Here is a 26,563-nt window from a genome sequence, read left to right as displayed (position 1 = left end):
CATTGGAGGGTGTCAGACCCGGGCGCCGCGTTTGCCGCCCAAGGTGATCCAGGTCAGCAGCACGCCGCACAGCGCGCCGGTGGCCATGCCCACCACCATCGGCAGCGGCTTGCCGCTGGAGAACAGGCCCACAATCTGCATGGCGACCGCACCGGTGAGCATCTGCAAGGTGCCCAGCAAGGCCGAGGCGGTGCCGGCAATCTGGCCATGCGCCTCCAGCGCCAGCACCGAGGTGGTGGGAATCACCAGGCCCATCAGGCCGCTGGCGACAAAGTACAGGCCAATCAGCACGGCGAGCTGGTCGCCACCCACCAGGTAGTAGGCCAGCAGGCAGCACATCACCACGCCGCTGGCGCTAGCGGCCAGCTTGACGACGGGCACCAGGCCAAAGCGCTTGCCCAGCATGCCGGTGAACTGCGCCGCACCGATAAAGGCAATCGCATTGAACGCAAAGGCCATGCTGTACTGCGTGGTGCTGAGGCCGTAGTGGTTGATCAGCACAAAGGGCGAGCCGGCCAGGTAGACGAAAAAGCCCGCCATCGCGCAGGCGCCGATAAACACCAGGCCCAGGTAGTGCCAGTCGCGCAGCAGCAGGCCATAGGCCTGGAGCACACCGCCCAGGCTGCCGTCCACGCCGTTGTTGGATGCGCGCGTCTCGGGCAGGCCGCGCGCCATGGCCACCATGCCGATCAGCGCGGCCACTGCGACCACCCAGAACACCATGCGCCAGCCGCCGATTGCAATCACCCCGCTGCCGGCCAGCGGCGCGAGGATGGGCGAGACGCTGAAAACCAGCATCAGCAGCGACATCATGCGCGCGGCCTCGTGGCCGGTGTGCAGATCACGCACCACCGCGCGCGGAATGGCCATGCCCGCTGCCGCACCCAGGCCCTGGATAAAGCGCAGCACCACCAGCGTGTGGATGTCCTGCGCCAGCGCGCAGCCGACACTGGCCAGCACAAAAATCGCCAGGCCCAGGTAGAGCGGCTTTTTGCGGCCCCACATATCGGCCAGGGTGCCAAACAGCGGCTGGCCCACGCCCAGCGCCAGGAAGAAGGCCGTCAGGCTGGCCTGCACGGCCCCGACGGGCGCTTGCAGGCTGGCGCCAATCTGCGGCAGGGCCGGCAGGTACATGTCGATGGCAAAAGGGCCAATGGCGGATAGCAGGCCCAGGATAAACACCAGGCGCAGAGAAATGGATGAAGGCATACAGGTTGCAGACACGCAGGCGGGTGGGCTGCGTATCTTCAGGAGGAGGGTCGGAGGCGAGAAGGCGCTGTGGCGCGGGCCCTGGGGCTCAGGCGCCGAGGCTGGGGTGCCCAGCCGCTGCATCTCGATAGATTTCCATTATCGCACCGTCCTTTAATCGCTGCAGCGCGGGGCTTTCAGCCAGCGGCCGGCTGGCTGAGCCGTGCCAGATGCTGGGCGGCAAAGGCCTCGTACCAGGGCAGGCAGCCAGGGTTGGCCATGGTCTGCGGGTTCAGCACCTTGTCGGCGGGCTGGCCCAGCAGCAGTTTCTTGATCGGCAGCTCCAGCTTTTTGCCGGTGAGGGTGCGCGGCACCTCGGCTACCTGCGCGATGGTGTCGGGGATAAAGCGCGGCGACAGGGCGGTGCGTATCGCCTGCTCGATGCGGCCCTGGATGGCGGCGTCCAGCACCAGGCCATCGCGCAGCACCACAAACAGCGGCATATAGCTGTTGCGGCCCAGGTACTCCAGGTCGATGACCATCGAATCCTGCACCTCGGGCAGCGCCTCGATGGCGTTGTAGATCTCGCTGGTGCCCATGCGCAGGCCCTGGCGGTTGATGGTGGCGTCGCTGCGGCCATAGATCACGCAGCTGCCGTCGCTGTTGATCTGGATCCAGTCGCCATGGCGCCAGATGCCGGGCCAGTGGTCGAAGTAGCTGTCCAGGTAGCGCTGCTTGCCCGGGTCGTTCCAGAAGTACAGCGGCATCGACGGGATAGGTCGGGTGCAGACCAGCTCGCCAACCTCGTCGCGCACAGCCTGGCCTTGCTCGTTCCAGGCCTCCACCGCATGGCCCAGCCAGCGGCATTGCATGCGGCCGGGCGCCTGGGGCAGGCTGCGGTTGCCGCCGATAAAGGCGCCACAAAAATCGGTGCCGCCCGAGATATTGCACCAGAACACCTCGCCGGCGCCGGCGGCCTGCAGCTGGGCACTGCCCCAGCGCTGCACCTCGGGTGCCAGCGGCGAGCCGGTGCTGCCCAAGGTGCGCACCTGCTGCAGACCAGGGATGGCGCCCACGTCGAGGCCGGCTTTCATGCAGTTGCTGAAATAAGCGGCACCCGCGCCAAAGATGCTGGTGTGGTGGCGCGCGGCAAAACGCCACAGCACGCCCCAATCAGGCTGGCTGCTGCTGCCGCCCGGGTGGCCGTCGAAGATCGTGATCGTGGTGCCAAACAGCAGGCCGCTGACCTGGATGTTCCACATCACCCAGCCGGTGGAGCTGTACCAGAGAAAGCGCTCGCCGGCATGGCTGTCGCTGTAGCTGGCGCCCAGGTCGTTGTGCAGCCCCGCCACATGCAGGGCCAGCAGGATGCCGCCGGTGCCATGCACGATGGGCTTGGGCAGGCCGGTGGTGCCGCTGGAATAGACGATCCAGATCGGGTGGTCAAACGGCAGCCATTCGGGCTCGAAGGCCGCCACGGCCTGCGCGTCCTGGCCGGTGGTGGCCCAGTTCCAGCTGTGGCTGCCCACCGCTGCGGCGGCATAGGGGCTTTGCACGCTGATGCAGTGCTGCACCGTGGGCAGCTCGGCCAGCAAGGCCTGCACCACCGCACTGCGGTCCAGCGGCTTGCCGCCGTAGTAGACGCCATCAACGGCGATCAAGGCCTTGGGCTCGATCTGCTTGAAGCGGTCCACCACGGCAGCCACGCCCATGTCGGGGGCGCAGACGCTCCAGATTGCGCCCAGGCTGACGCAGGCCAGCATGGCGACCACCGTCTCGGGGATGTTGGGCATATAGGCGGCCACACGGTCGCCCCGGCCAATGCCCAGGCTGCGCAGCGCCACCGCCACCGAGGCCACCTGGCGCTGCAGCTCGGGCCAGGCCATCTCGCGCACCTGGCCGAGTTCGTTGTCGCTGACGATCGCCGGCACCCCGGCCTGATGGGCCGCTGCCGTATGGCGCAGCAGCTGGCGCGGCAGGCTGACCTGGGCGCCGCTGAACCAACGCGCATTCGGCATGGCATCGGCGCTCAGCACCTCGGTGATTGGCGTAGGCGATTCAAGCTGGTAGTAGTCCCAGATGCTGCGCCAAAATGCAGCCAGGTGCTCGACCGACCAGGCATGCATGGCCTCGTAGTCGTCAAAGTGCAGGCCATGCTGCTGGCTGAGCCATTGCGCGTAGTGCTCGATCTGGGGCAGGGGGGAGAGGGCAGAGGTGGTCATGGCAAAAGAAAAAGCGTAGCCAGAGCGTACGCAAAGCGGCGCGCGCTGGCATGGGGGTTAGCACGCAAGCTGTCACCCTGGCAGCAGGGGGCGCTGTTTCTGCCGGGCGCCCCGCCGATCCTGCTTTGCAATGTTATTTTTTGTCAGCCTGCCCAAGCCCTTTGCGGGCGCAGTGCCTGGCGAGCTGGCACAATTCGCGCCCGGGTGCTGACGGGCGCCTTTCGTCTTTTCCTACACAGCGCTTGGGGGCCTGCAGGCGATCATCGCCATGCAGGCTTTGCACACCGTGCGAGGCAGGCAGGGGCCCCGGGCACAGACCCAGCGGGCCAGGCAAGGCAGAGGGGATGGACGGCGAGGAGCGGGCTTGCTGTGTCTGATGGCAGGTGCGCTGCATGCTGACTGCAAGATGCATGCATTTAGGCTGCATTGGTCACAAAATAATGCATCCACGCCGGAACTTAATCGATAGGCTCGGGTTCTCAATCGTCGCGCCGTGGCGCATGGTTGGTATTCCCTGCATGCCCTGGAGACCAGCGGCAATGCGGGGACCGCAAAGCCCGATGGGTCAGCTTTCGTGCCACCTGGCGCGTTAAGCACAGATGTTTAATTCCCAGCAAGCGCTGGTTGGTCAGCCTCCGGGCCTGCACCAAAACAGCGCAACAAATGACACCAAGTCTGGGAGCGCAACAACGGCTGAGGCCCTGTTGCGGTTAGATGGAGATCTTTGGTTTTGTCTGGATTCCGTATGAAATACAACCCTGCGCTCGATGGTATGCGCGCAGTGGCAATCGTCCTGGTGTTCCTGTCCCACGCCCATGCGCCGATGTTCGATGGCGCCTTCTTTGGTGTGGACCTGTTCTTTGTGCTCAGCGGCTTTTTGATCACCTCGCTGCTGCTCAAGGAACACCAGCAATCGGGCCGCTTGGACTTCTGGCGCTTCTACAAGCGCCGCTTTTTGCGCCTGGCCCCGGCCTTGCTGCTGTTCTTGGCCGCCTACTGGCTGTTTGCGCCGCTGATCTGGCCTGGCCTCGATGATGTGAACCAGGATGTTGTCGTCTCGGCGCTGTACCTGGCCGACTACGGCATCGCCTTTTTTGACAGCCCGGACACCTTGCTGCACATGTGGTCGCTGTCGGTGGAGGAGCATTTCTACCTGGTCTGGCCGCCGCTCTTGGTGCTGCTGCTGGCGCATACCGCGCGCAAGCAGCTGTGGCGCCCGGTGCTGTTGCTGGTGGCGCTGATGTTTGTCTGGCGCGCCTACTGGGTGGCCCAGGGCCAGCACTTCTACGAAATCTTCTTCCGCTTTGACACCCGTGCCACCGGCATGCTGCTGGGCAGCGCGCTGGCCGCTGTGGCCGTGCACCGCCCCGAGTGGATGGATGCGCTGCATGCGCGCCAAAAATACCTGCTGTGGCTGCTGCCGGTGCTGCCCTTTGCCGTGATTGGCTATGAGTGGGACGACGCCGGTGCACTGCTCTGGGGCTTTGCGCTGGTGGAGCTGGTCGCCGCTGCCATCATCGTTGCGGTGAGCAAGCAAAAGGGTGTGCTGTTCGACATGCTGAGCCTGCCAGCCCTGGTCTGGGTGGGCAAGATGTCCTACGGTATCTACCTCTGGCACTACCCGGTTGTGCGCCTGCTGCGCGCCCATACCGACTGGCAGTGGGTAGTGATCCTGGGCCTGCCGATCTCGGCTGCGTTTGCCGCGCTGTCCTTCTACACCATCGAGCGCTGGGCACTGGGCCTGCGCGACCGCTCCAGCAGCAAGCCTGTGCAGCAGCCTGCAGGCTCGCGCACCGCATAAACGGTGGTCACCCAGAACAAAGCCGGGCCTTGCCCGGCTTTGTTGTGTTTGCATGCTGCGGCTGCATGGTAAAAACGGGCTTTGATAGATACAGGCCTTGCCATGACCTCAGCTTCCGCATCCGCACCTGCACCCGCGCCTGCGTCCGCGCCCATCGCCTCTGCCGACGAGGTGCTGCAATTCTGGCTGGGTAGCGCCCGCCCCTCCAGCAGCGAGGCGCTGCAGCACAAGCAGCAATGGTTCAGCAAGTCCGATGCCTTCGATGCGCGCATTCGCGCGCAATTTGGCGCCACGGTGCAGGCAGCGCTAACAGCTGACTTGCCTGGCTGGACCGAAGGTGTCTGGGATACGCTGGCCCGCATCATCGTGCTCGACCAGTTCACGCGCAATATCTACCGGGGAACGCCCGAATCCTTTGCTGGTGACCCGCTGGCGCTGCAGCTGGCGCTGGGCCTGTGCGACAGCGGCCAGGACCAAGCGTTGCCGGCAGTGGTGCGGGTGTTTGTCTATCTGCCGCTGGAGCATGCCGAGGATGCAGCCCTGCAGCAGCGCAGCGTTGATCTGGCCGCCCGCTTGCGCGACAGCCACCCGGCGCCCGCCGAGCTGCAGACCTATTTGCAAGGCACCTGGGATTACGCGCTGCGCCACCAGGCCGTCATCAGCCGCTTTGGGCGTTTTCCGCACCGCAATGCCATTCTGGGCCGCAGCAGCACGCCGCCAGAGCGGGACTACCTGGCCCAGCCCGGGGCAGGATTCTGAACTTTTAGCGCAAGCACAGTAGCCCTTGTCTCACAGACGCGGGGCTGCTGCGGGCTTACCTTGGAGGGGTAGTGTTTACAACAACCACCCACCAAAGGAAGCCGCGATGCTAGACAAAACCCGCACCCCGCTGGCGCTTGACTCCAAGCGTCTCGATGCCGCCAAGAAAAGCCTGGACCAGGGCGCCGTGCTGCCCAATGACTCGCCTTACCGCGAGGACATCATCCGCCTGCTCAACGATTCGCTGGCCACCGAGCTGGTCTGTATCCTGCGCTACAAGCGCCACCACTTCACCGCGACGGGCCTGGAATCGCCCGCCATTGCAGAGGAGTTCTTGGTACATGCCCAAGAAGAACAGGCCCATGCCGACCGCATTGCGACGCGCATTGTGCAGCTGGGTGGCGAGCCCGACTTCAACCCCGACAGCCTGAGCGGCCGCAGCCATGCCGACTACAACGACGACATGGACCTGCATGCGATGATCCGCTCCAACCTGGTGGCCGAGCGCGTCGCCATCGAGGCTTACACCCAGATGGTCGACCTGATTGGCGACAAGGACCACACCACGCGCCGCCTGATCGAGCAGATCCTGGAGCAGGAGCAAGAGCATGCCGATGAGCTGTCGGACTGGATGAAAAAGGCCCAGTAAGGGCCACCACACCTGAACCGCAACCGAGTTGCGGTTTTTTTATGCTGATGGAGGAAAAGACGGATGACCGATACCGAAGCAACACGCAAGAACGCCAAGCACCTGCTCTACCTGATGGTCAACGAGGAGCTGCTGCGCGCGGGCGATGGTTTGGATGCCGAGGCCCTTGGCAATGTGCTGGAGCGCAATGGCGTCAGCGCTGCAGAGCAGCAGCCTGCCATGGACTATGCCTGTGAGCAAGGCTGGTTGCAGAAGGGCGAGAACGGCCAGCTGCAGATCACCGAAACTGGTTTTGCATTGGATTGAGACGTAAAAAGACCACTGCCGGCGAACCGGCAGTGGCTACCAAGAGCACGGCCCAGACGCAATGGGACAAGGTCTGGCCGGGCTACGCACTAAATGCGTTTTCGTTGTGTGGCGGGCATACCCGCTGTAATGTCTCTCAAGCCTCGCCCAATCGCGAAGGCCTGGAATCTGACCGCCCTGCCAGCGTCTGCCTGGCAGAGCGGTTTGCTTCGCTTATTCGCCGAAGGATTCGCCTTCAGGCAGGGTGCCGGCGACCAGGGCTTCATGGGCCTGCTGCTGCACTTGGGCACGGCTGAGGCTGGATGTGCGGCTTTCTGCACCCAAGGTGTTGATGCGGTCACCGATCACGGCCATCGAGCCATTGCGCTGGGCTTCGCTCACCTGGGCCTGCACTTCGGCGCGGGTCAGGGTGCTGTGGGCAGCAGGGTAGGCGGGGTAGTCCGAGCCATTGCCCACGGGGGCGGTGGTAGCGGCGCTGGCAGCACCGGCAAACACCAGACCAGCGGCCATCATCAAAGCGGACATATTGCGTGCAAACATGGTTTCTCTCCACGGACCCGCGCTGCTGGCAAATCACGGATTTGCGCGGTAAGAGCGGCGGCGTCCAAAAAATAGGTTGATTCGAAATTGGGGGGAGGGCTGCGAGAGAGGCCTGCGGCCCACTCTCAGCGCGTCAGCGCGTCTGCCCGGGCTTATTCGCCGAAGCTTTCGCCTTCAGGCAGGGTGCCGGCAACGCGGGCGTCGTGGGCGGCTTTCACCACTTCGGCGCGGGAGAGGTTGCTGCTGCCCTTTTCAAAGGCATTGGCTTGCAGCTGGTCGCCCTTGAACAACAGGGTGCCGTTCTTTTGGGCTTCGACAAATTGCGCTTGCACATCGGCGCGGCTCACGGCGCTGGTGGCGGCAACATGGGGAGCAATCGACTGGTCGCCTTCAAAGGGATTGGCCTGGGCAACACCGGCACCCAACATCAGAGCAGCTACACCGGCGATCGAGAAAATACGTGCGTTCATTTTTAACTCCTGGAGAACTCCAGCGACTCACCATGAGGGGCTGGTTCGCTCAACGGGTGGTGCGGTGCACCTTGTGTGGTTCTCGTTGATCGATGTAGTTAGTGTATGCACCGCCCCGCTTCCGATAAATAGCCTAAATCGGAATAGATTGTTCTGAAAAACGATCTAATTTTTTGGCGGCCATGCAATCGTCCCGGCAGGGCCCGGTACGCAATGTTCTCGCTGGAAAGGCCCATACGTAGGAGAATTCCGGCAAAACCGGCGTTTGCTTGTGCCGCAGAACTTCTTGGTTAACCCTGTCAGGGTTGACGCGGGGTGTTGGCTGCCACAGCAACCAGATTAGCTATGGATATACGACAGTGACAGCGCTGTCACAGAGCGTTTTGCAGCCGCAGGAGCTGCTGGTGCGCGGCGCTGCGCCAGTCGGGCGGCAGCTGGTGCTTGGCCTGCAGGTAGTGGTGGGTGTAGATGTCCAGGTAGGTTTCCAGGGTCTGTGCCGCGCGCTGGTCGCCGGCCAGATCCAGGCAGAGGGCTGCGACCTCGGCGGTGCAGAAATGGTCGTCGCGGCGCGAGCGCCGCAGCTGGTAGCGCGAGATCTGCTCGGGGTGCAGGCTGAGCACCGGAAAGCGGTCCAGATAGGGGCTCTTGCGGAACATCTTGCGTGCCTCGGGCCAGGTGGCATCGAGCAGGATAAACAGCGGCCTGCGGCCTCCCTCTTGCGGGGATGGTGCTGGCAGCTGCTGCACGGCGCGGCCGGGCTCATGCACAAACTCCTGGGGGAAGACCACATAGGGCTGCCATTGCGGATCGGCCAGCAGCGCTTCCAGCCCAGCATCCATCTCCGTGCGTGACCAGCCAAAGGCCCAGGTCTCGGCCACCACATCGGCAATCAGCCAGCCGGTGTTGCTGGGCTTGAGTGGCTCGGCATCGTGCATCAGCAGGCATACGCCCGCCGTGGTGGCCTGCGTGGGCCGCAGTGCGCAGAGGCAGTGGCTGGGGCGCAGGCGGCAGCCCTCGCAGCGCTCCCCCTTGGGGCCGCCTCGGGCCAGAAAAGGGCGGGTGCTGCGCTGCAGCCGTTCGGCGCGCAGGCGCGAGACGGCATGGGGGGCGAGGGCGCCAGCGGTGTTGGCGGCCTCGCTGGCAAGGGGGGAAGAGGGCTGGGATGACACGGGCGCTATTGTCGTCGCCCTGCCCAACCAAGCAGCGCAGCGGGTTTAGCGCTGCCCTTGGCGCCGCTCAGTTCTGCACCGCTTCCAGCGCAAACAGCGGCACATCGGCGCGCCGGCTCAGCCACACCCCACCGCCCAGCTCGGTAAAGCCCTGGGCGAGGCCTCGGCGGTAGAGCTCGGCGCGGTGGCGGTAGAGGCGCGGGTCGGTCAGCTCGTCGTCGATGATGTCGCGCTCATAGTCTTCACGCGCCACGGCTTCGACATAGAGCGCGCCTTTGCTCAGCCAGCCCAGATTGGCCAGCGCCAGCTTCAGGTCGGCCGGGCTCAGGTAGGGCAGCACGCCTTGGCAGATCACCAGGTCAAAGGGCTGGCCATCGGCCGGCGCATAGTCCACCACCGAGCCCTGCTCCCAGCCGTAGCGCTGGCACAGGTACTCGCTGTACTCCACCCCGTGGTAGCTGGCCTGCGGAAAGTGCTGCGCAATCGCATCGCGCCACAGGCCGATGCCGCAGCCCACATCCAGCACACGCTGTACCGGTACGCGCACGTATTGCAGGTAGCTGCAGACAAAGGCGCCCAGGCGCGCGGCATGCGCGGGGTCCACCACACTGGTTTTCTTGTCGAAATAAAAGCGCTGGTAGTACGCCTCGTCAAACCATTGCCTGTCCGCTGATTGCACGCATGTCCTTTATCGATGCAATGCAGCACCACGTTGCATTGCGCAGGCAGTATCGCGCAGATGGCGCACGCGGGTGGGGCACTGCGGTATTGGCAGCGGGCCGGTTCAGCGCGGGATCACGGACAGGTTCTCCGGCACGATCTGCTCCTGGCTGCCTGCCGGGCAGGGGCCGTCGGTGTAGATGGTCTGGCCGCCCAGCTGGCATTTGCGCGGCACGGCTGCGGGCCGTGCCTGGCCGCTGCTGCCGTCGGGCGCAGCGCGCCGCGCCTGGCTGCGTTGCTGCTCTTCAGCGCTGGGTGGAGGAGGAGACGAGGCCTTGCGCCACAGCCCGCTGGCGGCCTGCTCGGCGTCACCGATGAGCGCCGGGCCGCGCCAGGCATACAGGGCGGCAGCGCAAGCCGCCACCAGGGCCAGCCAGATCAGCCGGCGGTAGGCAGGGCGCAGGTACATGGTGAGGGACGCAGGCGTTGGGGCATGGCTGGCACTGTATCAGCCCCCTTGGTAAACACGCAAATCCAGGTACAGCAGCAAAAACGCCAGCAGGCTGATGCCTCCGTTCAGGCGCCGGGCCAGTGGCAGGTAGGCCGCGCTGAAGTACCACGGCCGGTGCGCAGGCAGGTGGCGCAGGATGTAGAGCAGCCCCATCTCCTGCATATTGCTGAAGTGCGGCTGGCTGTCCTTCTTGAGCTTTTGGATGATGGCGGCATCGCTGAGCATCACCACCGACAGCACGGTGGCGATGATGACGGCGCCCAGCAGCCATTGCTGCCAGGGCTGCGTGTGGGGCCAGTTCAGGCTCAGGCTGAACCAATGGCTCATCATCAGCACGGCCAGCACCGCAAACAAGCGGTAGAAGATGGCGCGCCAGTGTGCAGGGCTGGGCTCGGTCAGCTGGCCTTGGCGCCGCGCCTCGCGGTCGATGATGCGGGCGAGCAGCCAGGCCATGCCATGAAAGCTGGCTTCCAGCAGCAGATAGATGCCTGCAGCCAGGGCCAGCAGCTGCAGCGGCTCGCCCTTGGCCATGCTCAGCGCTGCTGGCAGGCCCGGTGGGCTGCGCGGTGGTGCTGCATCCCGGCGCTCAGCTCACATGCTTGCCAACAATGCCGGCGATCTCGAACATGCTGATCTGGTCCTTGCCAAACAGCGGCTGCAGCTTGGCGTCGGCATTGATCGCGCGCTTGTCCTTGGCGTCCTGCAGGCCGTTGGCCTTGATGTAGTCCCAGAGCTTTTTGATGACTTCGGGGCGGGACGTGGCCTCGCTGCCGATCACGGCGGCCAGCGCGGGGCTGGGGGTCAGCGTCGCGGCGACCTTGCGCGGCGTCTTGGCGGCGGACTTGGTGGCTGTCTTGGTAGCGGTTTTGGCCGCTGTCTTGGTGGCCTTGGCAGCGGTCTTGCTCGCGGTCTTGGTGGCCGTCTTGGTAGCGGTCTTGGCGGCTGCGCCCTTGCGCGGCGGGAACTTGCTGTCGCGCGGCTCGAACTCGAAGTTCACCTTGCCGGCTTCCTTGTCCCAGGCCAGGAAGGCCTTGAAGCTGCGCCGCGTGCGGTTGGAGACGAACTTGTCGAGCAGGTCGGTCTTGCCGGTGGCCAGCAGCTTGGCCATCTGGTCGCGCTCGATGGGCTGCTGCAGGATGATCTGGCCGCTCTTGAAGTCGCAGCTGGGCGTGGGCTGCTGGGCCGTGGGGACGGCCTTGCTGCAGACATAGTTGGCGCCATGCTCGAACACCGGTGCGCCGCACTTGGGGCAGGCGCCCAAGGTGTTCTGGCTGCCAAAGTCCACCAGCTCGCCCGATTCCTCGTCGGACTTGTTGTCCTCGAACAGGAACTCGAACTTGTAGTTGTTGTTGTCCTCGTCGCGCACGATGGCCACTTCGGCGGCAAAGGGCCAGCCGGCCTTGGAGCGGAAGCCGTCGAGCGGGCCGATCTTGCGATCGCGCAGCAGCTGGTCGGCCTCGGCGGTCTCGAAGGTGCGGCCGGCAGGCGATTTGGTGAACGAGAAGCCGCAGCCTTCGCCGTTGCCGCCCACGCCGGTGCAGGCATAGCGGCGGTAGTTTTCCTTGACCACGCCACCACAGTTGGGGCAGGGCGCGGACAGGGTGGCGTAGTCGCCGGGGATGGTGTCGCGGTCGTATTCCTTGGCCTTTTTCACCAGGCGCTCAGTCATCGCCTGGATCTCGGCCATGAAGGCTTCGCGCGAGAGCTGGCCCTTTTCCATCTGTGCGAGCTTGTACTCCCACTCGCCGGTCAGGTCGGCACGCGAGAGCTCTTCGACCTGCAGGCCGCGCAGCAAGGTCATCAGCTGGAAGGCCTTGGCCGTGGGGATCAGCTCGCGGCCTTCGCGCAGCATGTATTTTTCGGTCAGCAGGCCTTCGATGATGGCCGCGCGCGTCGCAGGCGTGCCCAGGCCCTTTTCCTGCATGGCTTCGCGCAGCTCGTCGTCGTCGATCTGCTTGCCGGCGCTCTCCATCGCGCCCAGCAGGGTCGCTTCCGAGTAGCGGGCAGGTGGCTTGGTCTTGAGGCCCTTGGGCTCGACCGGGTCGGCCGTGGGCTTCTCGCCGGGCTGCACCGGCACCAGGTTCTGGCCCTTGTCGCCTTCCTTGGCGTCTTCCACTTCGTGGGCCGCTTCCTTGCCGTAGATGGCCAGCCAACCGGGCTTGACCAGCACCTTGCCTTCGGTCTTGAAGTGGTGGTCGTCAATTTGACTGACGCGCGTGGTGACCTGGTGCTCGGCGCTGGGGAAGAACACTGCCATGAAGCGGCGCACCACCAAGGTGTAGAGCTTGTGCTCGGCCTCGCTCAAGGCGCCGGGCGCCTGCGTGGTCGGGATGATGGCAAAGTGGTCCGAGACCTTGCTGTTGTCAAAAATGCGCTTGTTGGCGCGGATGTAGTTGGCGCCAATGGCTTGCTGCGCAAACGGCGCGAGCTGCTGCATATTGCTGTGGGCCAGCATCTCGAAGGTCTGGCGGGCGACGGGCAGGTAGTCCTCGGGCAGCGCGCGCGAATCGGTACGCGGGTAGGTCAGTGCCTTGTGGCGCTCGTACAGCGCCTGGGCCAGCGCCAAGGTGGTCTTGGCCGAGAAGCCGAACTTGCTGTTGGCCTCGCGCTGCAGGCTGGTCAGGTCAAACAGCAGCGGCGAGGCCTGGGTGGTGGGCTTGGACTCTTCGGTCACCGTGGCGGGCTTGCCGCGCACGGCCTCGGCAATCGCCTGCGCCTCCTGCTGGCTCCAGACGCGGTCGGCGCGCGCCTCGGCGTCGTCGCTTTTCTTCCAGGCCGGGTTGAACCACTTGCCCGGGTAGGCGCCGGCCTGGGCGTTGAACTCGCCGTGGATTTCCCAGTAGTTGCGGCTGACGAACTTGCGGATCTTTTCCTCGCGCTCGACGACCAGCGACAACGTGGGGGTCTGCACACGGCCCACGGTGGTCAGGAAGAAACCGCCATCGCGCGAGTTGAACGCGGTCATCGCCCGCGTGCCGTTGATGCCCACCAGCCAGTCGGCTTCGGAGCGGCTGCGGGCGGCATCGGCCAGGCCCAGCATCTGGTTATCCGAGCGCAGCTTGTTGAAGCCGTCACGGATGGCTTGGGGCGTCATCGACTGCAGCCACAGGCGCTGGATCGGCTTGCCCAGGCCGCCCTTGGCGCCACCGGCGTATTGCTCGATCAGGCGGAAGATCAGCTCACCTTCGCGGCCCGCGTCACAGGCGTTGATCAGCGCGGTGACATCCTTGCGCTTGGCCAGCTTGACGACGGCGTTCAGGCGCGTCTTGGTCTTGTCGACGGGCTTGAGCTCAAAGTAAGGCGGGATGACGGGCAGATGGGCAAAGCTCCACTTGCCGCGTTTGACATCGAATTCTTCGGGGGCCTGGATCTCCACAAGGTGACCCACCGCGCTCGTCACGATGAAGGTCTCGGCTTCAAAGTAGTCGTCGTGTTTGGCAAATTGGCCTGCCACCGGCGTCAGTGCACGAACAATGTCTTGTGCAACGGACGGCTTTTCTGCAATGACCAGGGTCTTGGACATGGGTTCACTCTCATCAAACTGGGGTCTGCCAACACTGTGGGTTGCTGGCTCTCTGAGCACGCTCTTACAATGCACGCTTTACGCGCATGTGCGCGGGCGCCTGCATGTGTACGTGTGCGCACATGCGCATGTGCTTATTTTTAAAGTAGCAGAAAAAATCCCATGCCGAACCATGTTCCCCATTTTTCAACAGGTCGTCGTATCCAGGTACGGCGTTCGGGCGTGCACGGCAGGGGCGTTTTTGCGTTGCAGGATATCGCAGAAGGCGAAGTCATTGTCGAATATGCGGGCAAGGTCATCAGCTACGAAGAAAGCCAGCGCCGCCACCCGCACGACCCGGACCACCCCAACCACACTTTCTTTTTCCAGATCGATGGCGACCGCGTCATCGACGGGGGCGATGGCGGCAACTCGGCCCGCTGGATCAACCACAGCTGCGAGCCCAACTGCTTTGCCGAAGAGGCCGATGACCGCATCTTCATCAGCGCGCTGCGCAATATCAGCGCGGGCGAGGAGCTGGGCTATGACTATGGCCTGATCATCGAAGAGCGCTACACCGCCAAGCTCAAGGCCGACTACGCCTGCCACTGCGGCGCGGCCGAATGCCGGGGCACGATGCTGGCGCCCAAGCGCGGCTGGAAGCCCAAGGTGCCCGCCTCGGATTTACCCGAGCCGGTGCTGCCCAAGAAGCGCAAGGCCAAGGCAGCATCTGCCGATGCGGCGAAGCCCGCCAAACCTGCCAAAGCGGAAAAGCACAAGGCCCAGGCCGCAGACAAGGCCCTGGGCAAGGAAAAGGACAAGGCCAAGGACAGGAAAAAGAGCGACAAGAAGGCCAAAGCCGATAAAAAGACCCAGGGCGCCAAGGCCGCCAAGGCGGGCGCATGAGCGAGGCGCAGAACACGCCGATCCGCTGGCCTGCTGAAGCGATCTGGGAGGCGGTGGAGCCGCAGTTGCCGGGCTTCACGATCGAGGTGCTGCCCAGCATCGACTCGACCAACACCGAGCTGATGCGCCGCGCGCGTGCCGGCCGGCAGGAACCCATCTTGCTGGTGGCCGAGCAGCAGACGGCAGGGCGCGGCCGCATGGGCAAGCCCTGGCGCAGCGAGGTGGGTGACTCGCTGCTGATGTCGCTGGGCCTGCCGCTGGCGCCAGCCGACTGGTCGGGCCTGTCGCTGGCTGTTGGTGTGTCGGTGGCGCAAAGCCTGCAGCCCCAGCTGCCCGAGGCAGGCTCAAGCACTCCGACGATTGGCCTCAAATGGCCCAATGACCTCTGGCTGACCGGCGACCACAAGCTGGCCGGCATCCTGGTCGAGACCGCCAGCTTTGTCTCAGCCCGCACGCATGCGGGTGATGGCCAGCAGCAGGCCGAGCGCTATGTGGTGATTGGCATCGGCATCAATGTGCGGGCCCCGCAGGCCGAGGGCCTGTCGACCATTCCCGGCAGCCTGCAGATGCTCGACAGCCGCTGGGATGCCCCGCAGGCGCTGCAGGCCGTGGTGCCGCCGCTGGTGGCCGCCATCCAGGCCTTTGCGCAGCAGGGTTTTGCGCCGCTGCAGGCGGCCTATGCGGCGCGCGATGCGCTCGCTGGCCGCGAGGTCGGCCTGAGCGATGGCACCGCTGGCCTGGCGCTGGGTGTGGCCGCTGATGGCGCCTTGCGCGTGCAGACTGCCGCAGGCGTGGTCGATGTGACCAGCTCGGAAGTCAGCGTGCGGCCCCAGGCGGGCGTGGCCTGAGCGCGCCGCAGGATCAGAGAACCAACAGACGGGAGCGGAGATGATTCGTTTTGCCATCGTGCTGCTGCTACTGGCCAATGCCGGCTACTACGCCTTCTCGCAAGGCATGCTGCGCAGCCTGGGCTGGGGCCCGGAAGACCCCTCCGAGCCCGAGCGGGTGCAGCAGCAGGTCAAGCCCGAGGCGCTGCGCATTCTGACCTCGCAAGAGGCCAAACAGGCCCAGGAGCAGGCCCGCACGGCCCCCGCAGAGCCCACCCCGGCGCCGGCACCGGTGGCCGCCCCCGCGCCTGAGCCCGCTGCTGTTGCGGCGGCGGAGCCGGCCGCCGACAGCGCAGACAAAACGGCTGCCGAAGCCGACAAGCTCGCGGCAAAAATAACGGACAAAGCGACTGACAAGCCCGCCGACAAGCTGGCAGACAAAGCGGAGAAGCCGGAGAAAAAGGAATGCCTGGTGGCTGGCAGCTTTGACGCCAAGCAGGTTGATGCGCTGCGCCTGCAACTGGCCAAGCTGCCAGAAGGCAGCTGGCGCCTGGACAGCAGCACCAGCGCGGGCCGCTGGATGGTCTATGTCGGCAAGTTCAGCAGCCAGGAGGCGCTGGACACGCGCCGCGACGAGCTGCGCGCGCTCGACATCAGCACCGACCGCGCCCGTATCGCCAGCCTGGAGCCGGGCATCTCGCTGGGGCGCTTCTCCAGTGAAGAGGCGGCCGAGCGCCATCTGGCGACCATGGGCAAAAAAGGCGTGAGCGGCGCCAAGGTGGTGGTCGAGCGCCCCGAGGCCGTGAGCTACACCGTGCGCTGGCCCAAGATGGATGCGGTCACCAAGAAGCGCGTGCAGAGCTGGCATGTGATGGACGGCAAGGAGCTGCGCAGCTGCTCCTGATGGCTGCGCCGTTCAGCTGGACGGCTGCGGCGCCAGCGTGGTCTGAAAGCACACGCTGAACACCACGCCGCGCTGGGCCTGGCGCGGGTGGGCGTCTTCCAGGCCCACGGTAGCGCCATGCTGGCGCGCGATTTCCTGCACGATGGGCAGGCCCAGGCCCGAGCCATCGACCTCGCTGCCCAGCACGCGGTAGAAGGGCTGAAAAATACGCTCGCGCTCTTCCTCGGGAATGCCGGGGCCGGAGTTTTCCACCTGCAGCACGATCACATGGCCAAAGGGGTCGGCCATCAGGCGCACATTGATGATGCCCGGCGCGCTGGCGCTGGACGGTGTGTAGTTGATCGCGTTGTCCAGCAGGTTGCGCACCAGCTCGCCCAGCAAGGTGGCATTGCCGTTGACCCAGACCTCGCGGTCATCGACCTGCATGCCGTCGTAGCCCATGTCGATGTGCTTGGCCAGGGCCCGGTCAATGCCGTCATGCATGGCATCCAGCACAATCTCGGCCAGGTTGCAGGGCGTGCGCTGCAGCAGCGCGCTGGGCCCCTCGGCGCGCGCCAGCGACAGCAGCTGGTTGACGGTGTGCGTGGCGCGAATGCTCGAGCGCCCGATCTGCTGCAAGGACAGCTTGAGGTCGTCTTCCTTGGCATCGGCGCGCTGGGCCATCTCGGCCTGCATGCGCAGGCCCGCCAGCGGGGTCTTGAGCTGGTGCGCGGCATCGGCGAGAAAGCGCTTCTGCGTGGCCAGCGAATCGTTGAGGCGCTCGAGCAAGCCATTGACCGAGTCGACCAGCGGCACCACTTCAAGCGGCACATCCTTGTGCTGGATCGGCGAGAGGTCTTCGGACTTGCGCGCGCGGATGCGCTCTTCGAGCAGGTGCAGGGGCTTGATGCCGCGCGCCAGCGCCAGCCAGACCAGCAGCACCGCCAGCGGCAGGATGACAAACTGCGGCAGCATGACGCCCTTAATGATTTCAGTGGCCAGCACGCTGCGCTTCTCGCGTGTCTCTGCAACCTGGATCAGCGCCAGGTTGGGCTCGGGCAGCGACAGCTGCACCCAGATCCAGGCGATGCGCACATCGACGCCGCGCAGCTCGCCATCGCGCAGCTGGACCATGCCGATGCTGCGCTCCAGGTCCTTGGCGGGCATGGGCAGCGCCGATTCGCCCGCGAGGAACATGCCCGACGGCGTGGTCACCTGGTAGTACACCTTGTCGGCATCGTCGGCGCGCAGGATCTCGCTGGCCGGCAGCGGCAGGTTGAAATAGGTTTTGCCGCCCTGCACCCCCACCAGCTGCGCCAGCGCATGGGCGTTGTATTCGAGCGCGCGGTCAAAGGGCTTGTTGGCCAGGTCCTGGGCCACCAGCCAGGTCAATGCCAGCGATACGGGCCACAAAAGCAGCAGCGGCGTGAGCATCCAGTCAAGGATCTCTCCGAACAAAGATCGCTGCTCACTGCGAAACAGGGCCAAGGCTGTCCTTGCGTGAATGGGGCCGGGGGCGGCCATCGCCCCGCTGTGGCCGGAGGGTGGGGGTTTGTTCAGTGCGGGGCCGGTGGCTGGATCTTCTCCAGGCAATAACCCAGGCCACGCACGGTGGCAATGCGGATGGGGCCCTTTTCTATCTTCTTGCGCAGGCGGTGGATATAGACCTCGATCGCATTGGTGCTGACCTCCTCGCCCCATTCGCACAGGCGCTCGACCAGCTGGTCCTTGCTGACCAGCCGCCCCGAGCGCTGCAGCAGCACCTCCAGCAGGCCCAGCTCGCGGGCCGACAGCTCCAGCATGCGGCCGTCGAACGTGGCCACGCGCCCGGCCTGGTCATAGGCGAGCGGCCCATGCTGGATCAGGCTGGTGCTCATGCCCACGCCCCGGCGCGTGAGTGCCCGCACACGGGCTTCGAGCTCGGACAGCGCAAAGGGCTTGGCCATGTAGTCATCGGCGCCCAGATCAAGGCCTTGGACCCGGTCATCGACGCTCTCGGCGGCGGTGAGGATCAGCACCGGAATCGCCGAGCCCCGGGCGCGCAGCTTTTTGAGCACTTCGAGCCCATGCATGCGCGGCAGGCCCAGGTCCAGAATCAGCAGGTCAAACGCGTTGTTGGCCATCAGGGCGGCATCGGCCTCGGTGCCATTGGAGACATGGTCGACCACGGCGCCGGAGTTGCGGAGACTGCGCAGCAGGCCATCGGCCAGCACCTGGTCGTCCTCGGCAATCAGTATTCGCATGCGGTCTCCTATCGGTGTTGTAGTCGTGATGTGGATGGTGTCAATGATTCTAGGCGAGTCCATGGCCTTGCTGGCCACCTATGAGCCCCTGCTTTTTTGTTGCACAGACGTAAAACCGACCCCGGCGTCATCAAACCGAGGCTGCTCTCACGTAGGATAGCGCCTCGTCTTGACCAGAACATGCGGGCATCCGGCCTGTGGCTGGTGGGGTGAGACTGCAGCAGGTGGTGATGAGACCAGGGCCCAAGGTACAGGTGAGGTGGCAGGCGTCGCAGCGACAGCGCCGCCTGGTGTTGGTCACGGCCTTGCTGGTGTTGACTGCCTTGTACCTGCAGTGGCACCACGTCATTGCGATGCCGGGGCATACCGATGCGCTGCAGTCGGCACCGCGCTCGGCACCGCCTGCCAACCTGCCGCACTACCAGGTCAGCATCGATGCCAAGGTGGTGAGCGGCATTGCCGACAACCTCTCGGGCCTGGCCTTCAACCCCGAGACCCAGACCTTGTTTGCGGTGACCAACCGCCCGCCCCAGATTGCCGAGCTGAGCACCGATGGCCGCTTGCTGCGGCTGGCGCCGCTGCTGGGCGCCCGCGACACCGAAGGCATCGCCCATATCCAGGGCGACTGGTTTGCAATTGCCGACGAGCGTACCAACCGCATCCACTGGGTGCAGTTTGGCAAGGGCGTGACCGAGGTGTCGCTGGAGCACAGCCCCTATGTGCAGCTCAATGACATTGCCATCAAGAATTTTGCGCTCGAAGGCCTGGGCTGGGATGCCAAGCGCCAGCAGCTGCTGGCCGTGACCGAGAAATGGCCGATGCAGGTGCTGGTGATGGATGCGCCGCTGTCCAAGCTCAAGCCGGGACTGGTCGATATGAAGGTCTCGACCTGGGAGGTGCCGGCGGTGGACGACATGCCCAGCACCGACCTGGCCGCCATCGAGGTCGATCCGCGCAGCGGCAACCTGCTGCTGCTGGGGGAGGAATCGTCGGTGCTGTACGAGTACAGCCGCGCCGGCGACCTGCTCAGCGTGATGCCGCTGTGGGCCGATATGGCAGGGCTGGCCGAGCGGGTGCCGCAGCCCGAAGGCCTGGCCATGGACAACAGCGGCAATATCTACATCGTCTCCGAGCCCAACCTGTTCTACAAATTCGCGCGCAAGCGCCGCTGAACGCGGCCAGGCGCAGCCGCTCAGCTGTCGGCCCCATACACCTCCAGCCCCAGCTGGATCACGGTGGCGACCTGCTCGCCGACCTCGGCGCGGAACTCCGCCTCGGCCTGGCTGACGGCACGCTCAAACGCCTGCAGCCACAGCAGGCCGGTCTCGGTAAAGCGCACCGTGCGGGCGCGGGCATCGCGCGGGTCGCGCTCGCGGGTCACCAGGTTCCAGGCTTCGCACTGGTCCACCAGTTGGGCCATCGCCTGCTTGCTCATGCCGGCGCGCGCTGCCAGGTCCACCAGGCGGTCGCCGGCCAGCGACAGGTGGCGGGTGATGTGGATGTGGGCGGCGCTCACCTGGTCGCGCTCGGCCAGGTGCGACAGCGCCAGCGGCACGGCCTCGTCCTGGGCCATCAGCTGCAGCACCCGGGCATCAAAACGGCGCATCGCATGGCCCAGCAGGCGGCCCATATGGGTCAGGCGCCAGCTGTCGTCGGGCAAATGGGGCAGAAGAATGGGCATGGTGAGCGCGCCTGCAATGGCTGAAAAAGGCTGAAGTCGCTATTGTGCATATAGTCAACTAAACTGACTAAAAAAGTACTTCTATAAAATATATCCATCCCATAAACTACTGTTCAAGCATCCAGGCTGTATATGCAAACAGCTGGATCTCCAGATCGAAGACATGACCATCAAACGCAAGGAGAAATCCATGAACGCCACCGCCACCAAACCCGAAGCCAACAGCGAAAAAGCCAAGGCGCTGGCCGCCGCACTGGCCCAGATCGAAAAGCAGTTCGGCAAGGGCACCATCATGAAGCTCGGCGAAGGCGAAGCGGTGTCGGACATCCAGGTGGTGTCCACCGGTTCGCTGGGCCTGGACATTGCGCTGGGCGTTGGCGGCCTGCCGCGCGGCCGGGTCATCGAGATCTACGGCCCGGAGTCCTCGGGCAAGACCACCTTGACCCTGCAGGTGATTGCCGAGATGCAAAAGCTGGGCGGCACCTGCGCCTTTATCGATGCCGAACACGCGCTGGACACCAGCTACGCCCAAAAGCTGGGCGTGAACCTGGGCGATATCCTGATCAGCCAGCCCGACACCGGTGAGCAGGCGCTCGAGATCGTGGACAGCCTGGTGCGCTCCGGCGCGGTGGACCTGATCGTCGTCGACTCGGTCGCGGCCCTGACCCCCAAGGCCGAAATCGAAGGCGAAATGGGTGACCAGCTGCCCGGCCTGCAAGCCCGCCTGATGAGCCAGGCGCTGCGCAAGCTCACCGCCACGATCAAGAAGACCAACTGCATGGTCATCTTCATCAACCAGATCCGCATGAAGATCGGCGTGATGTTCGGCAGCCCCGAAACCACGACCGGCGGTAATGCGCTGAAGTTCTACGCCTCGGTGCGTCTCGATATCCGCCGCACCGGCACCATCAAGCGCGGCGATGAGGCCATCGGCAACGAAACCAAGGTCAAGGTGGTCAAGAACAAGGTATCGCCTCCGTTCAAGACGGCCGAGTTCGACATTCTGTTTGGCGAAGGCATCTCGCGCGAAGGCGAAATCCTGGACATGGGTGTCAATGCCCGCATCATCGAGAAAAGCGGTGCCTGGTACGCCTACAACGGCGAGAAGATTGGCCAAGGCCGTGACAACTCGCGTGAGTTCCTGCGCGAAAACCCCGACCTCGCCATCGAGATCGAGAACAAGGTGCGCGAGAGCCTGAACATCAGCCTGCGCCCCGCCGAAGACGGCGTGGTGGACGGCCCGGTAGCGACCGGCACCGAAGGCTGATCGCTGCTGAAGCCTGAGCGCTGAGATAGCTGCTTGTGCACAGATGCTGTGCGCAAGCAGCTATTTGTTTTATAGCAATGAGAACGCATGTCTTTTAGCAAACTCTCCCTCAAAGGACGTGCGCTGCGCTACCTGGCGCAGCGCGAGCATTCGCGCGCTGAGCTGCAGGGCAAGCTCGCGCCCCATGTGGAAGAGGGCGAGGACCTGGCGGCCATCCTCGACGAGCTGGAAGCCAAGGGCTTTCTGAGCGCCGCGCGCTTTGTCGACAGCGTCATCCACACCAAGGCTGCCCGTTACGGTGCCAACCGCGTGCTGCAGGAACTGCGCCACAAGGGCGTGGATGCCGAGCTGATCGCAGATGCCCGCGAGCGCCTGCGCAGCACCGAGCTGCAGCGCGCCCGCGAGGTCTGGCAACGCCGTTTTGGCGCGCCGCCCGAGAGCCCGCAGGAGCGGGCCAAGCAGATGCGCTTTCTGGCCAGCCGGGGTTTTGGCGGGGATGTGGTGCGCCAGGTGCTGCGCGGTGGGGATGGCGATTAGCCGCTGAACAGTGCCCAGCTGGGCTGTGCCATGCGCGGCCCGCAAAGCCCCAGCCCCGCAGCCAGTGCCCCTGCTGGGCGACAATGGCGGCCATGAGCACCGCCGAACAGCCCAACAACCCCCTCCATGGCCTGACCCTGGAGCACATCCTGAACGAGCTGGTCGCGTACTTTGGCTGGGAAGAGCTGGGTGAGCGCATCCCCGTGCGTTGTTTTTGCCTGGACCCGAGCATCAACTCTAGCCTGCGCTTTTTGCGCAAAACGCCCTGGGCGCGCGAGAAGGTCGAGGGCCTGTACCTGTTCATGCTGCGCGAGAAAAGGCGCAGCGGCGCCTGAGACCTCGTTGCCCGCAGTGCGGCGGCGCCCTTGCTGTGCAGCGCTGTCCTACTTGCAGGCGGGCCATGAGCCGCTAGGCTAGTCGTCTGTGCAAACAGGAGACCGACGATGACCGCAAAAAATACCGTATGCCTCTGGTACCAGGGCGATGCGCTCGATGCCGCGCAGTTCTATGCCCAGACTTTTCCGGACAGCGCCGTGGGCGCGGTACACCGCGCGCCGGGTGACTACCCCGATGGCCGGCAGGGCGATGTGCTGGTGGTGGAGTTCAACGTGGCGGGCATTGCCTGCATCGGGCTGAACGGCGGGCCGCATTTTCAGCACAATGAATCCTTTTCCTTCCAGATCGCCACGGACGACCAGGCCGAGACCGACCGCCTGTGGAATGCCATCGTCGGCCATGACGGGCAGGAAAGCGCCTGTGGCTGGTGCAAGGACCGTTGGGGCATCTCCTGGCAAATCACGCCCCGCATGCTGACTGCGGCCATGTCCGACCCCGACCGCGCCGCAGCCAAGCGGGTGTTCGAGGCGATGATGGGCATGACCAAGATCGATATTGCCGCGCTGGAAGCGGCACGCAAAGGCTGAGCATTCAGCGCGGGCGCTGTCCAGCGTGGCGCTTCCCGCGCGGCGCTATTTGCTGCGGGTACACCACCAGCAGATCAGCGAGCCGGCCGTCACCAGCATCACCCCCTGCCAAAAGCTCCAGGACGGTTGCACCTGCAGCCAGACGGTGCCGACCAAGGCAGACAGCACGGGGGTGAAGTAGGAACCCACGGCCATCACCGTGAGGTTGCCGGCGCGCAGGCCGTGGTCCCAGCAGCTGTAGCCCAGCGCGGTGAGGCCGCTGAGCATGCACAGCTGCACGATGGCCGCCAAGGACAGGTGCAGCGCCGGTTCATCGCTGAGCGCGTACTTGACCCAGAGCACGGCGCCCACGGCCCAGAGAAAAGCCGGCAGCGCATTGGCGCCATGGGCATAGCGCTTGGCGATGACCGAGTAGCAGGGCCAGAGCCAGGCGGCCGAGAACGCCAGGCCATAGGCGAGCGGGTTGCTTTGCACATTGGCCCAGAGGCTGGCGATGGACAGCGCGCTGTCGCCCTTGAGCACCAGCACAATGCCGGCCATGGCCAGCAAGACCCCCGGCACCAGGCCGAAGCGAAAGCGCTGCAGCCCAAAGGCTGTCGCCAGCACAATCGTCAGGCTGGGCCACAGGTAGTTGATCATGCCCAGCTCCAAGGTCTGGCCCCGGTTGCTGGCAAAGCCCAGCGACAGCGACAGCGCGATCTCGTAGAGCACAAACAGCAGGCCGCAGCCCCAGAGGTAGGCCGGGTGCATGGCGCGCAGCTGCGCCAGGCGCGGGCGGCCAAAGCGCAGCGTGACCAGCAAGGCCCCCAAGCTGAACACCGCCGCCGCCCCGCCAATGGGGCCCAGATGCTCGGCCACGCTGCGAAACAGGCCCACCGAGGTGGACCAGCACAGCACGGCCGACAGGCCAATCAGGGTGGCGCGTTGCGAAGGGACCTGGGCGGGGGAGATCGGAGAGGAAGACATGGGCGCGCGGTGGATGCAGGGAAAGCTGCGAAAAGCAGCCTTGCATCCTAGCTGGAAAAGCGCAGCTCTGCAGGCAGACGGCCAGCGGACCGCAGCCACACCCGGCAGCCACGCTGGCGGTGTCGTTTCCGAGGGGTGAAGAAATCAGCGATTAGCTGATATGGCTGCCAAAGACCAGCGCGGCAGCGATGGTCGCCACCACGGTGAGCACGGCAAATGCGATCAGGCCACGCAGCTCCAGGCGCTTGTCGGCCTCTTGCTCGGCGGCGGTGGGGATATGGTTGGGGCGGGAGTAGTCCATGGGCAGCTCGGAAAAACGCGGGCAACCCGCCCACTATAGTGCGGCGCGCGCTTTTGGCCATGGCGCGCCACCTAGGTGTTTGCATGTGTATACAAAGGCTGGCGATGCCGCCCTGTGTTGGCACTGGCAAGCGCGGGCAGGTGCTTAGCCGGCCAGCTTTTTGCCATCGGCCGGCCCCGGGCTGCGGGTGGCCCACCAGCACACCAGCGAGCCCAGTGTGACCAGGGCCACGCCTTGCCAAAAGCTCCAGGACGGCTGCACCTGCAGCCAGAGCGTGCCGACCAGCGCAGACAGCACGGGGGTGAAGTAGGAGCCCACGGCCATCACCGTGAGGTTGCCGGCACGCAGGCCATGGTCCCAGCAGCTGTAGCCCAGGGCGGTCAAGCCGCTGAGCAGGCCCAGCTGCAGCAAGGCGGGCAGGGTAAAGCGCAGCGGTGGCTCGGGGCTGAGCGCGTACTTGATCCAGAGCACGGCGGCCACGGCCCAGAGAAAGGCCGGCAGTGCATTGGCGCCCTGGGTGTAGCGCTTGGATACCACCGAATAGCAAGGCCAGAGACAGGCCGCGCACAGCGCCAGCGCATAGGCCAGCGGGTTGCTTTGCACATTGGCCCAGAGGCTGGCCAGGGACAGCGCGTTGTCGCCCTTGACCACCAGCACAATGCCGGCCATCGACAGCAGCACGCCCGGCACCAGGCCGGCGCGAAAGCGCTGCAGGCCCAGCACCGTGGCCATCACCAAGGTCAGGCTGGGCCAGAGGTAGTTGATCATGCCCAGCTCCAGCGTCTGGCCCCGGTGGCTGGCCCAGCCCATCGACAGCGAAAAAGCGATCTCGTTGAGCACAAACAAGAGGCCGCAGCCCAGCAGATAGGCCGGGTGCATGGCCTTGAGCTGTGCGGCGCGCGGCAGGCCAAAGCGCCAGGTCACCAGGAAGGCGCTGAGCGAGAAGACGCAGGCGGCCCCGCCGATCGCCCCCAGGTGTTCGGCAACGCTGCGGAACAGGCTCACCAGTGCAGACCAGCAGAGCACGGCAGAAAGCCCAATCAGCGTCGCGCGCTGGCTGGGCACAAGGGAAGGGGTGGACATGGAGAGGAGGGGATGCAGACGAGGGCGGCTCGCATCCTAGCGGCTATTGGGCGGCCCTGGTGGGGCCAAGGGCTTGGCATCGCAAAACACTCGGATATGGCGCCAGTGGCGCCAGTGGTGGCTTTGCAGCGGCCCGGCTTTCAGCGGCCTGGCCGGCCCCATTTACCCGAGTTGGTCAGTAGCCGCGCACCCGGTCAAAGCAGTTGTCCAGCGCCTGCCCGGCCTGCCACTGCGCCATCGACAAGGCCACCTGGCGCGCCTTGGCGCGGCGGCTGGCGCTGGCGGCGATATGGGGCGTGAGAATCACGCGGGGGTGCGTCCACAGCGGCGAATCGGCCGGCAAGGGCTCGGGCTCGGTGACATCCAGCAGCGCGCCGGCCAGCTGGCCGCTGTCCAGTGAGGCCACCAGGTCGGCGCTGTGGAGCTGCGTGCCCCGGCCGGCATTGACCAGCTGGGCGCCGGTGGGCAACTGGGCAAACAGCGCAGCATTGAGAATGCCCCGGGTTGCCGGCGTATCGGGCAGCAGGCAGATGAGCACCTGGCTGCTGCGCAAGAACGCGGCCAGCTCGTCCTGGCCGCAGTAGCTGGTCACGCCCTCGATCTGCTTGCGCGTTTGCGACCAGCCCTGCACCGGGTAGCCCACGGCGCGCAGCATCTGCGCGGCTGCAGCGCCCAGGGTGCCCAGGCCCAGAATGCCCACGCGCAGCTCGCTGGCCACATGGGGCGGGTTGAACTCGATCCACTGCTGCTGGCGGTGCTGGGCCAGCGCGCGCGGCATGTTTTTTTGCAGCATCAAGGTGGCCATCAGGCAGAACTCGGCCATGCGCTGCTGCGACTCGCCCGTGACCATGCGCACGATGGGCAGCGCTGGCGGCAGTTCGCTATCGGCCAGGATATGGTCCACACCCGCGGCCGAGCTGAAGATGGCCTTGAGCTGCGGATAGCGGGCCAGCGCGCCAGTCTCGGGCTCCCAGACCATTGCGAAATCCACCAGGCTGAGATCGGCGGGTGGCGTGTTCCAGTCATGCACCACCACATGCGGCGCAAATTCGGCAAACAGGGCCGTCCATTCCGGGATCGCAGCGCTGCCGCCGCTTTTGATGATGAGGTGCAAGGGAGTGCTGGAGGCCATGGCGGGGGGCGTTGAAGTGCAGAAAAACGGAAGGTGA

General features: G+C 65.2%; 28 protein-coding genes. 12 read left to right on the top strand and 16 right to left on the bottom strand.

Annotation, left to right across the window (positions count from 1 at the left end):
• Positions 1-12: 12 nt before the first annotated feature.
• Both WH265_RS08890 and WH265_RS08885 read right to left on the bottom strand, forming a co-directional pair.
• A complete protein-coding gene (locus tag WH265_RS08890) occupies positions 13-1,209 on the bottom strand; it encodes a multidrug effflux MFS transporter (RefSeq protein WP_339558012.1) in 1,197 nt (398 codons plus the stop codon).
• Positions 1,210-1,385: 176 nt separating this feature from the next.
• A complete protein-coding gene (locus WH265_RS08885) occupies positions 1,386-3,410 on the bottom strand; it encodes an acetoacetate--CoA ligase (protein WP_339558011.1) in 2,025 nt (674 codons plus the stop codon).
• 745 nt (positions 3,411-4,155) lie between these two features.
• Between WH265_RS08885 and WH265_RS08880 the strand changes: the two genes are divergently transcribed.
• The 4 genes from WH265_RS08880 (at position 4,156) to WH265_RS08865 (ending at position 6,925) form a co-directional block, all read left to right on the top strand.
• Positions 4,156-5,211: an acyltransferase family protein gene (locus WH265_RS08880; protein ID WP_021026508.1), complete on the top strand. Its 1,056-nt coding sequence runs from the start codon at positions 4,156-4,158 to the stop codon at positions 5,209-5,211.
• A gap of 102 nt (positions 5,212-5,313) precedes the next feature.
• A complete protein-coding gene (locus WH265_RS08875) occupies positions 5,314-5,970 on the top strand; it encodes a DUF924 family protein (protein ID WP_339558010.1) in 657 nt (218 codons plus the stop codon).
• A 106-nt stretch (positions 5,971-6,076) separates the two neighbouring features.
• Positions 6,077-6,619, top strand: a complete 543-nt coding sequence (locus tag WH265_RS08870) for a ferritin-like domain-containing protein (RefSeq protein WP_021026510.1) — start codon at positions 6,077-6,079, stop codon at positions 6,617-6,619.
• Between the two features lie 63 nt (positions 6,620-6,682).
• Entirely contained in the window at positions 6,683-6,925 is a 243-nt protein-coding gene (locus tag WH265_RS08865; protein ID WP_133856265.1) for a hypothetical protein, read from the top strand.
• Positions 6,926-7,138: 213 nt separating this feature from the next.
• Here the strand turns inward: WH265_RS08865 and WH265_RS08860 are convergent, their stop codons facing one another.
• The 7 genes from WH265_RS08860 to WH265_RS08830 form a co-directional block, all read right to left on the bottom strand.
• Complete coding sequence (locus WH265_RS08860; protein ID WP_339558009.1) at positions 7,139-7,465, bottom strand: DUF4148 domain-containing protein; 327 nt, start codon at positions 7,463-7,465, stop codon at positions 7,139-7,141.
• A 152-nt stretch (positions 7,466-7,617) separates the two neighbouring features.
• Positions 7,618-7,935 carry a hypothetical protein gene (locus WH265_RS08855; protein WP_312990346.1) on the bottom strand — a complete coding sequence of 106 codons (318 nt, stop codon included), beginning with the start codon at positions 7,933-7,935 and terminating at the stop codon, positions 7,618-7,620.
• 371 nt (positions 7,936-8,306) lie between these two features.
• Positions 8,307-9,104: a tRNA-uridine aminocarboxypropyltransferase gene (locus WH265_RS08850; RefSeq protein ID WP_339558008.1), complete on the bottom strand. Its 798-nt coding sequence runs from the start codon at positions 9,102-9,104 to the stop codon at positions 8,307-8,309.
• A 67-nt stretch (positions 9,105-9,171) separates the two neighbouring features.
• Positions 9,172-9,783, bottom strand: coding sequence for a class I SAM-dependent methyltransferase (locus WH265_RS08845; protein WP_339558007.1), 612 nt, complete (start codon positions 9,781-9,783; stop codon positions 9,172-9,174).
• A 105-nt stretch (positions 9,784-9,888) separates the two neighbouring features.
• Positions 9,889-10,233: a hypothetical protein gene (locus WH265_RS08840; RefSeq protein WP_339558006.1), complete on the bottom strand. Its 345-nt coding sequence runs from the start codon at positions 10,231-10,233 to the stop codon at positions 9,889-9,891.
• A 39-nt stretch (positions 10,234-10,272) separates the two neighbouring features.
• Complete coding sequence (locus tag WH265_RS08835) at positions 10,273-10,806, bottom strand: hypothetical protein (protein WP_339558005.1); 534 nt, start codon at positions 10,804-10,806, stop codon at positions 10,273-10,275.
• A gap of 55 nt (positions 10,807-10,861) precedes the next feature.
• Entirely contained in the window at positions 10,862-13,798 is a 2,937-nt protein-coding gene (locus WH265_RS08830) for a DNA topoisomerase III (protein WP_339558004.1), read from the bottom strand.
• Between the two features lie 162 nt (positions 13,799-13,960).
• Between WH265_RS08830 and WH265_RS08825 the strand changes: the two genes are divergently transcribed.
• From WH265_RS08825 to WH265_RS08815, 3 genes are read left to right on the top strand one after another with little or no spacing between them, the layout of a single operon-like run.
• Positions 13,961-14,683, top strand: a complete 723-nt coding sequence (locus tag WH265_RS08825) for an SET domain-containing protein (RefSeq protein WP_339558003.1) — start codon at positions 13,961-13,963, stop codon at positions 14,681-14,683.
• Positions 14,680-15,531, top strand: coding sequence for a biotin--[acetyl-CoA-carboxylase] ligase (locus WH265_RS08820; RefSeq protein WP_339558002.1), 852 nt, complete (start codon positions 14,680-14,682; stop codon positions 15,529-15,531). The genes WH265_RS08825 and WH265_RS08820 overlap by 4 nt, the downstream gene beginning before the upstream one ends.
• 40 nt (positions 15,532-15,571) lie before the next feature.
• Positions 15,572-16,414 (top strand): SPOR domain-containing protein, encoded by an 843-nt coding sequence (locus tag WH265_RS08815; protein WP_339558001.1) that lies wholly within the window; start codon positions 15,572-15,574, stop codon positions 16,412-16,414.
• A 12-nt stretch (positions 16,415-16,426) separates the two neighbouring features.
• Here WH265_RS08815 and WH265_RS08810 read toward each other — a convergent pair whose 3' ends face one another.
• The gene (locus WH265_RS08810; protein WP_339558000.1) at positions 16,427-17,881 is read right to left on the bottom strand and encodes a sensor histidine kinase; all 1,455 of its coding nucleotides are present in this window, start codon (positions 17,879-17,881) and stop codon (positions 16,427-16,429) included.
• Positions 17,882-17,949: 68 nt separating this feature from the next.
• The gene (locus WH265_RS08805) at positions 17,950-18,636 is read right to left on the bottom strand and encodes a response regulator (protein WP_021026639.1); all 687 of its coding nucleotides are present in this window, start codon (positions 18,634-18,636) and stop codon (positions 17,950-17,952) included.
• Between the two features lie 230 nt (positions 18,637-18,866).
• Here WH265_RS08805 and WH265_RS08800 point away from each other — a divergent pair, with 230 nt between their 5' ends.
• A complete protein-coding gene (locus WH265_RS08800; protein WP_084635769.1) occupies positions 18,867-19,808 on the top strand; it encodes an SdiA-regulated domain-containing protein in 942 nt (313 codons plus the stop codon).
• A 20-nt stretch (positions 19,809-19,828) separates the two neighbouring features.
• On the opposite strand, the gene WH265_RS08795 is transcribed toward WH265_RS08800, so the two are convergent.
• On the bottom strand, positions 19,829-20,317 hold the full coding sequence (locus WH265_RS08795; RefSeq protein WP_021026637.1) for a MarR family winged helix-turn-helix transcriptional regulator: 489 nt from the start codon (positions 20,315-20,317) through the stop codon (positions 19,829-19,831).
• Between the two features lie 190 nt (positions 20,318-20,507).
• On the opposite strand from WH265_RS08795, the gene recA reads away from it, so the two are divergent.
• The 4 genes from recA (at position 20,508) to WH265_RS08775 (ending at position 23,044) form a co-directional block, all read left to right on the top strand.
• Positions 20,508-21,584: a recombinase RecA gene (gene recA / locus WH265_RS08790; protein WP_339557999.1), complete on the top strand. Its 1,077-nt coding sequence runs from the start codon at positions 20,508-20,510 to the stop codon at positions 21,582-21,584.
• A gap of 87 nt (positions 21,585-21,671) precedes the next feature.
• The gene (gene recX, locus WH265_RS08785) at positions 21,672-22,121 is read left to right on the top strand and encodes a recombination regulator RecX (protein ID WP_339557998.1); all 450 of its coding nucleotides are present in this window, start codon (positions 21,672-21,674) and stop codon (positions 22,119-22,121) included.
• 83 nt (positions 22,122-22,204) lie between these two features.
• A complete protein-coding gene (locus WH265_RS08780) occupies positions 22,205-22,456 on the top strand; it encodes a VF530 family protein (RefSeq protein ID WP_116926050.1) in 252 nt (83 codons plus the stop codon).
• Between the two features lie 108 nt (positions 22,457-22,564).
• Positions 22,565-23,044 carry a VOC family protein gene (locus tag WH265_RS08775; RefSeq protein ID WP_339557997.1) on the top strand — a complete coding sequence of 160 codons (480 nt, stop codon included), beginning with the start codon at positions 22,565-22,567 and terminating at the stop codon, positions 23,042-23,044.
• 45 nt (positions 23,045-23,089) lie between these two features.
• Here the strand turns inward: WH265_RS08775 and yddG (WH265_RS08770) are convergent, their stop codons facing one another.
• The 4 genes from yddG (WH265_RS08770) to WH265_RS08755 all read right to left on the bottom strand — a co-directional run bounded on the left by yddG (WH265_RS08770) (position 23,090) and on the right by WH265_RS08755 (position 26,526).
• The gene (gene yddG, locus WH265_RS08770) at positions 23,090-24,010 is read right to left on the bottom strand and encodes an aromatic amino acid DMT transporter YddG (RefSeq protein WP_339557996.1); all 921 of its coding nucleotides are present in this window, start codon (positions 24,008-24,010) and stop codon (positions 23,090-23,092) included.
• Between the two features lie 151 nt (positions 24,011-24,161).
• Positions 24,162-24,311 (bottom strand): hypothetical protein, encoded by a 150-nt coding sequence (locus tag WH265_RS08765; RefSeq protein WP_021026630.1) that lies wholly within the window; start codon positions 24,309-24,311, stop codon positions 24,162-24,164.
• 144 nt (positions 24,312-24,455) lie between these two features.
• Positions 24,456-25,394 (bottom strand): aromatic amino acid DMT transporter YddG, encoded by a 939-nt coding sequence (yddG, locus tag WH265_RS08760; protein ID WP_312986868.1) that lies wholly within the window; start codon positions 25,392-25,394, stop codon positions 24,456-24,458.
• Between the two features lie 175 nt (positions 25,395-25,569).
• Positions 25,570-26,526, bottom strand: coding sequence for a 2-hydroxyacid dehydrogenase (locus tag WH265_RS08755; protein WP_339557995.1), 957 nt, complete (start codon positions 26,524-26,526; stop codon positions 25,570-25,572).
• Positions 26,527-26,563: the final 37 nt, after the last annotated feature.

Source organism: Comamonas sp. MYb396, assembly GCF_037479555.1.
GTDB lineage: Bacteria > Pseudomonadota > Gammaproteobacteria > Burkholderiales > Burkholderiaceae_C > Comamonas.
The sequence above is the reverse complement of the archived record's forward strand: the minus strand, read 5'-3'. Positions and strand labels throughout refer to the sequence as shown.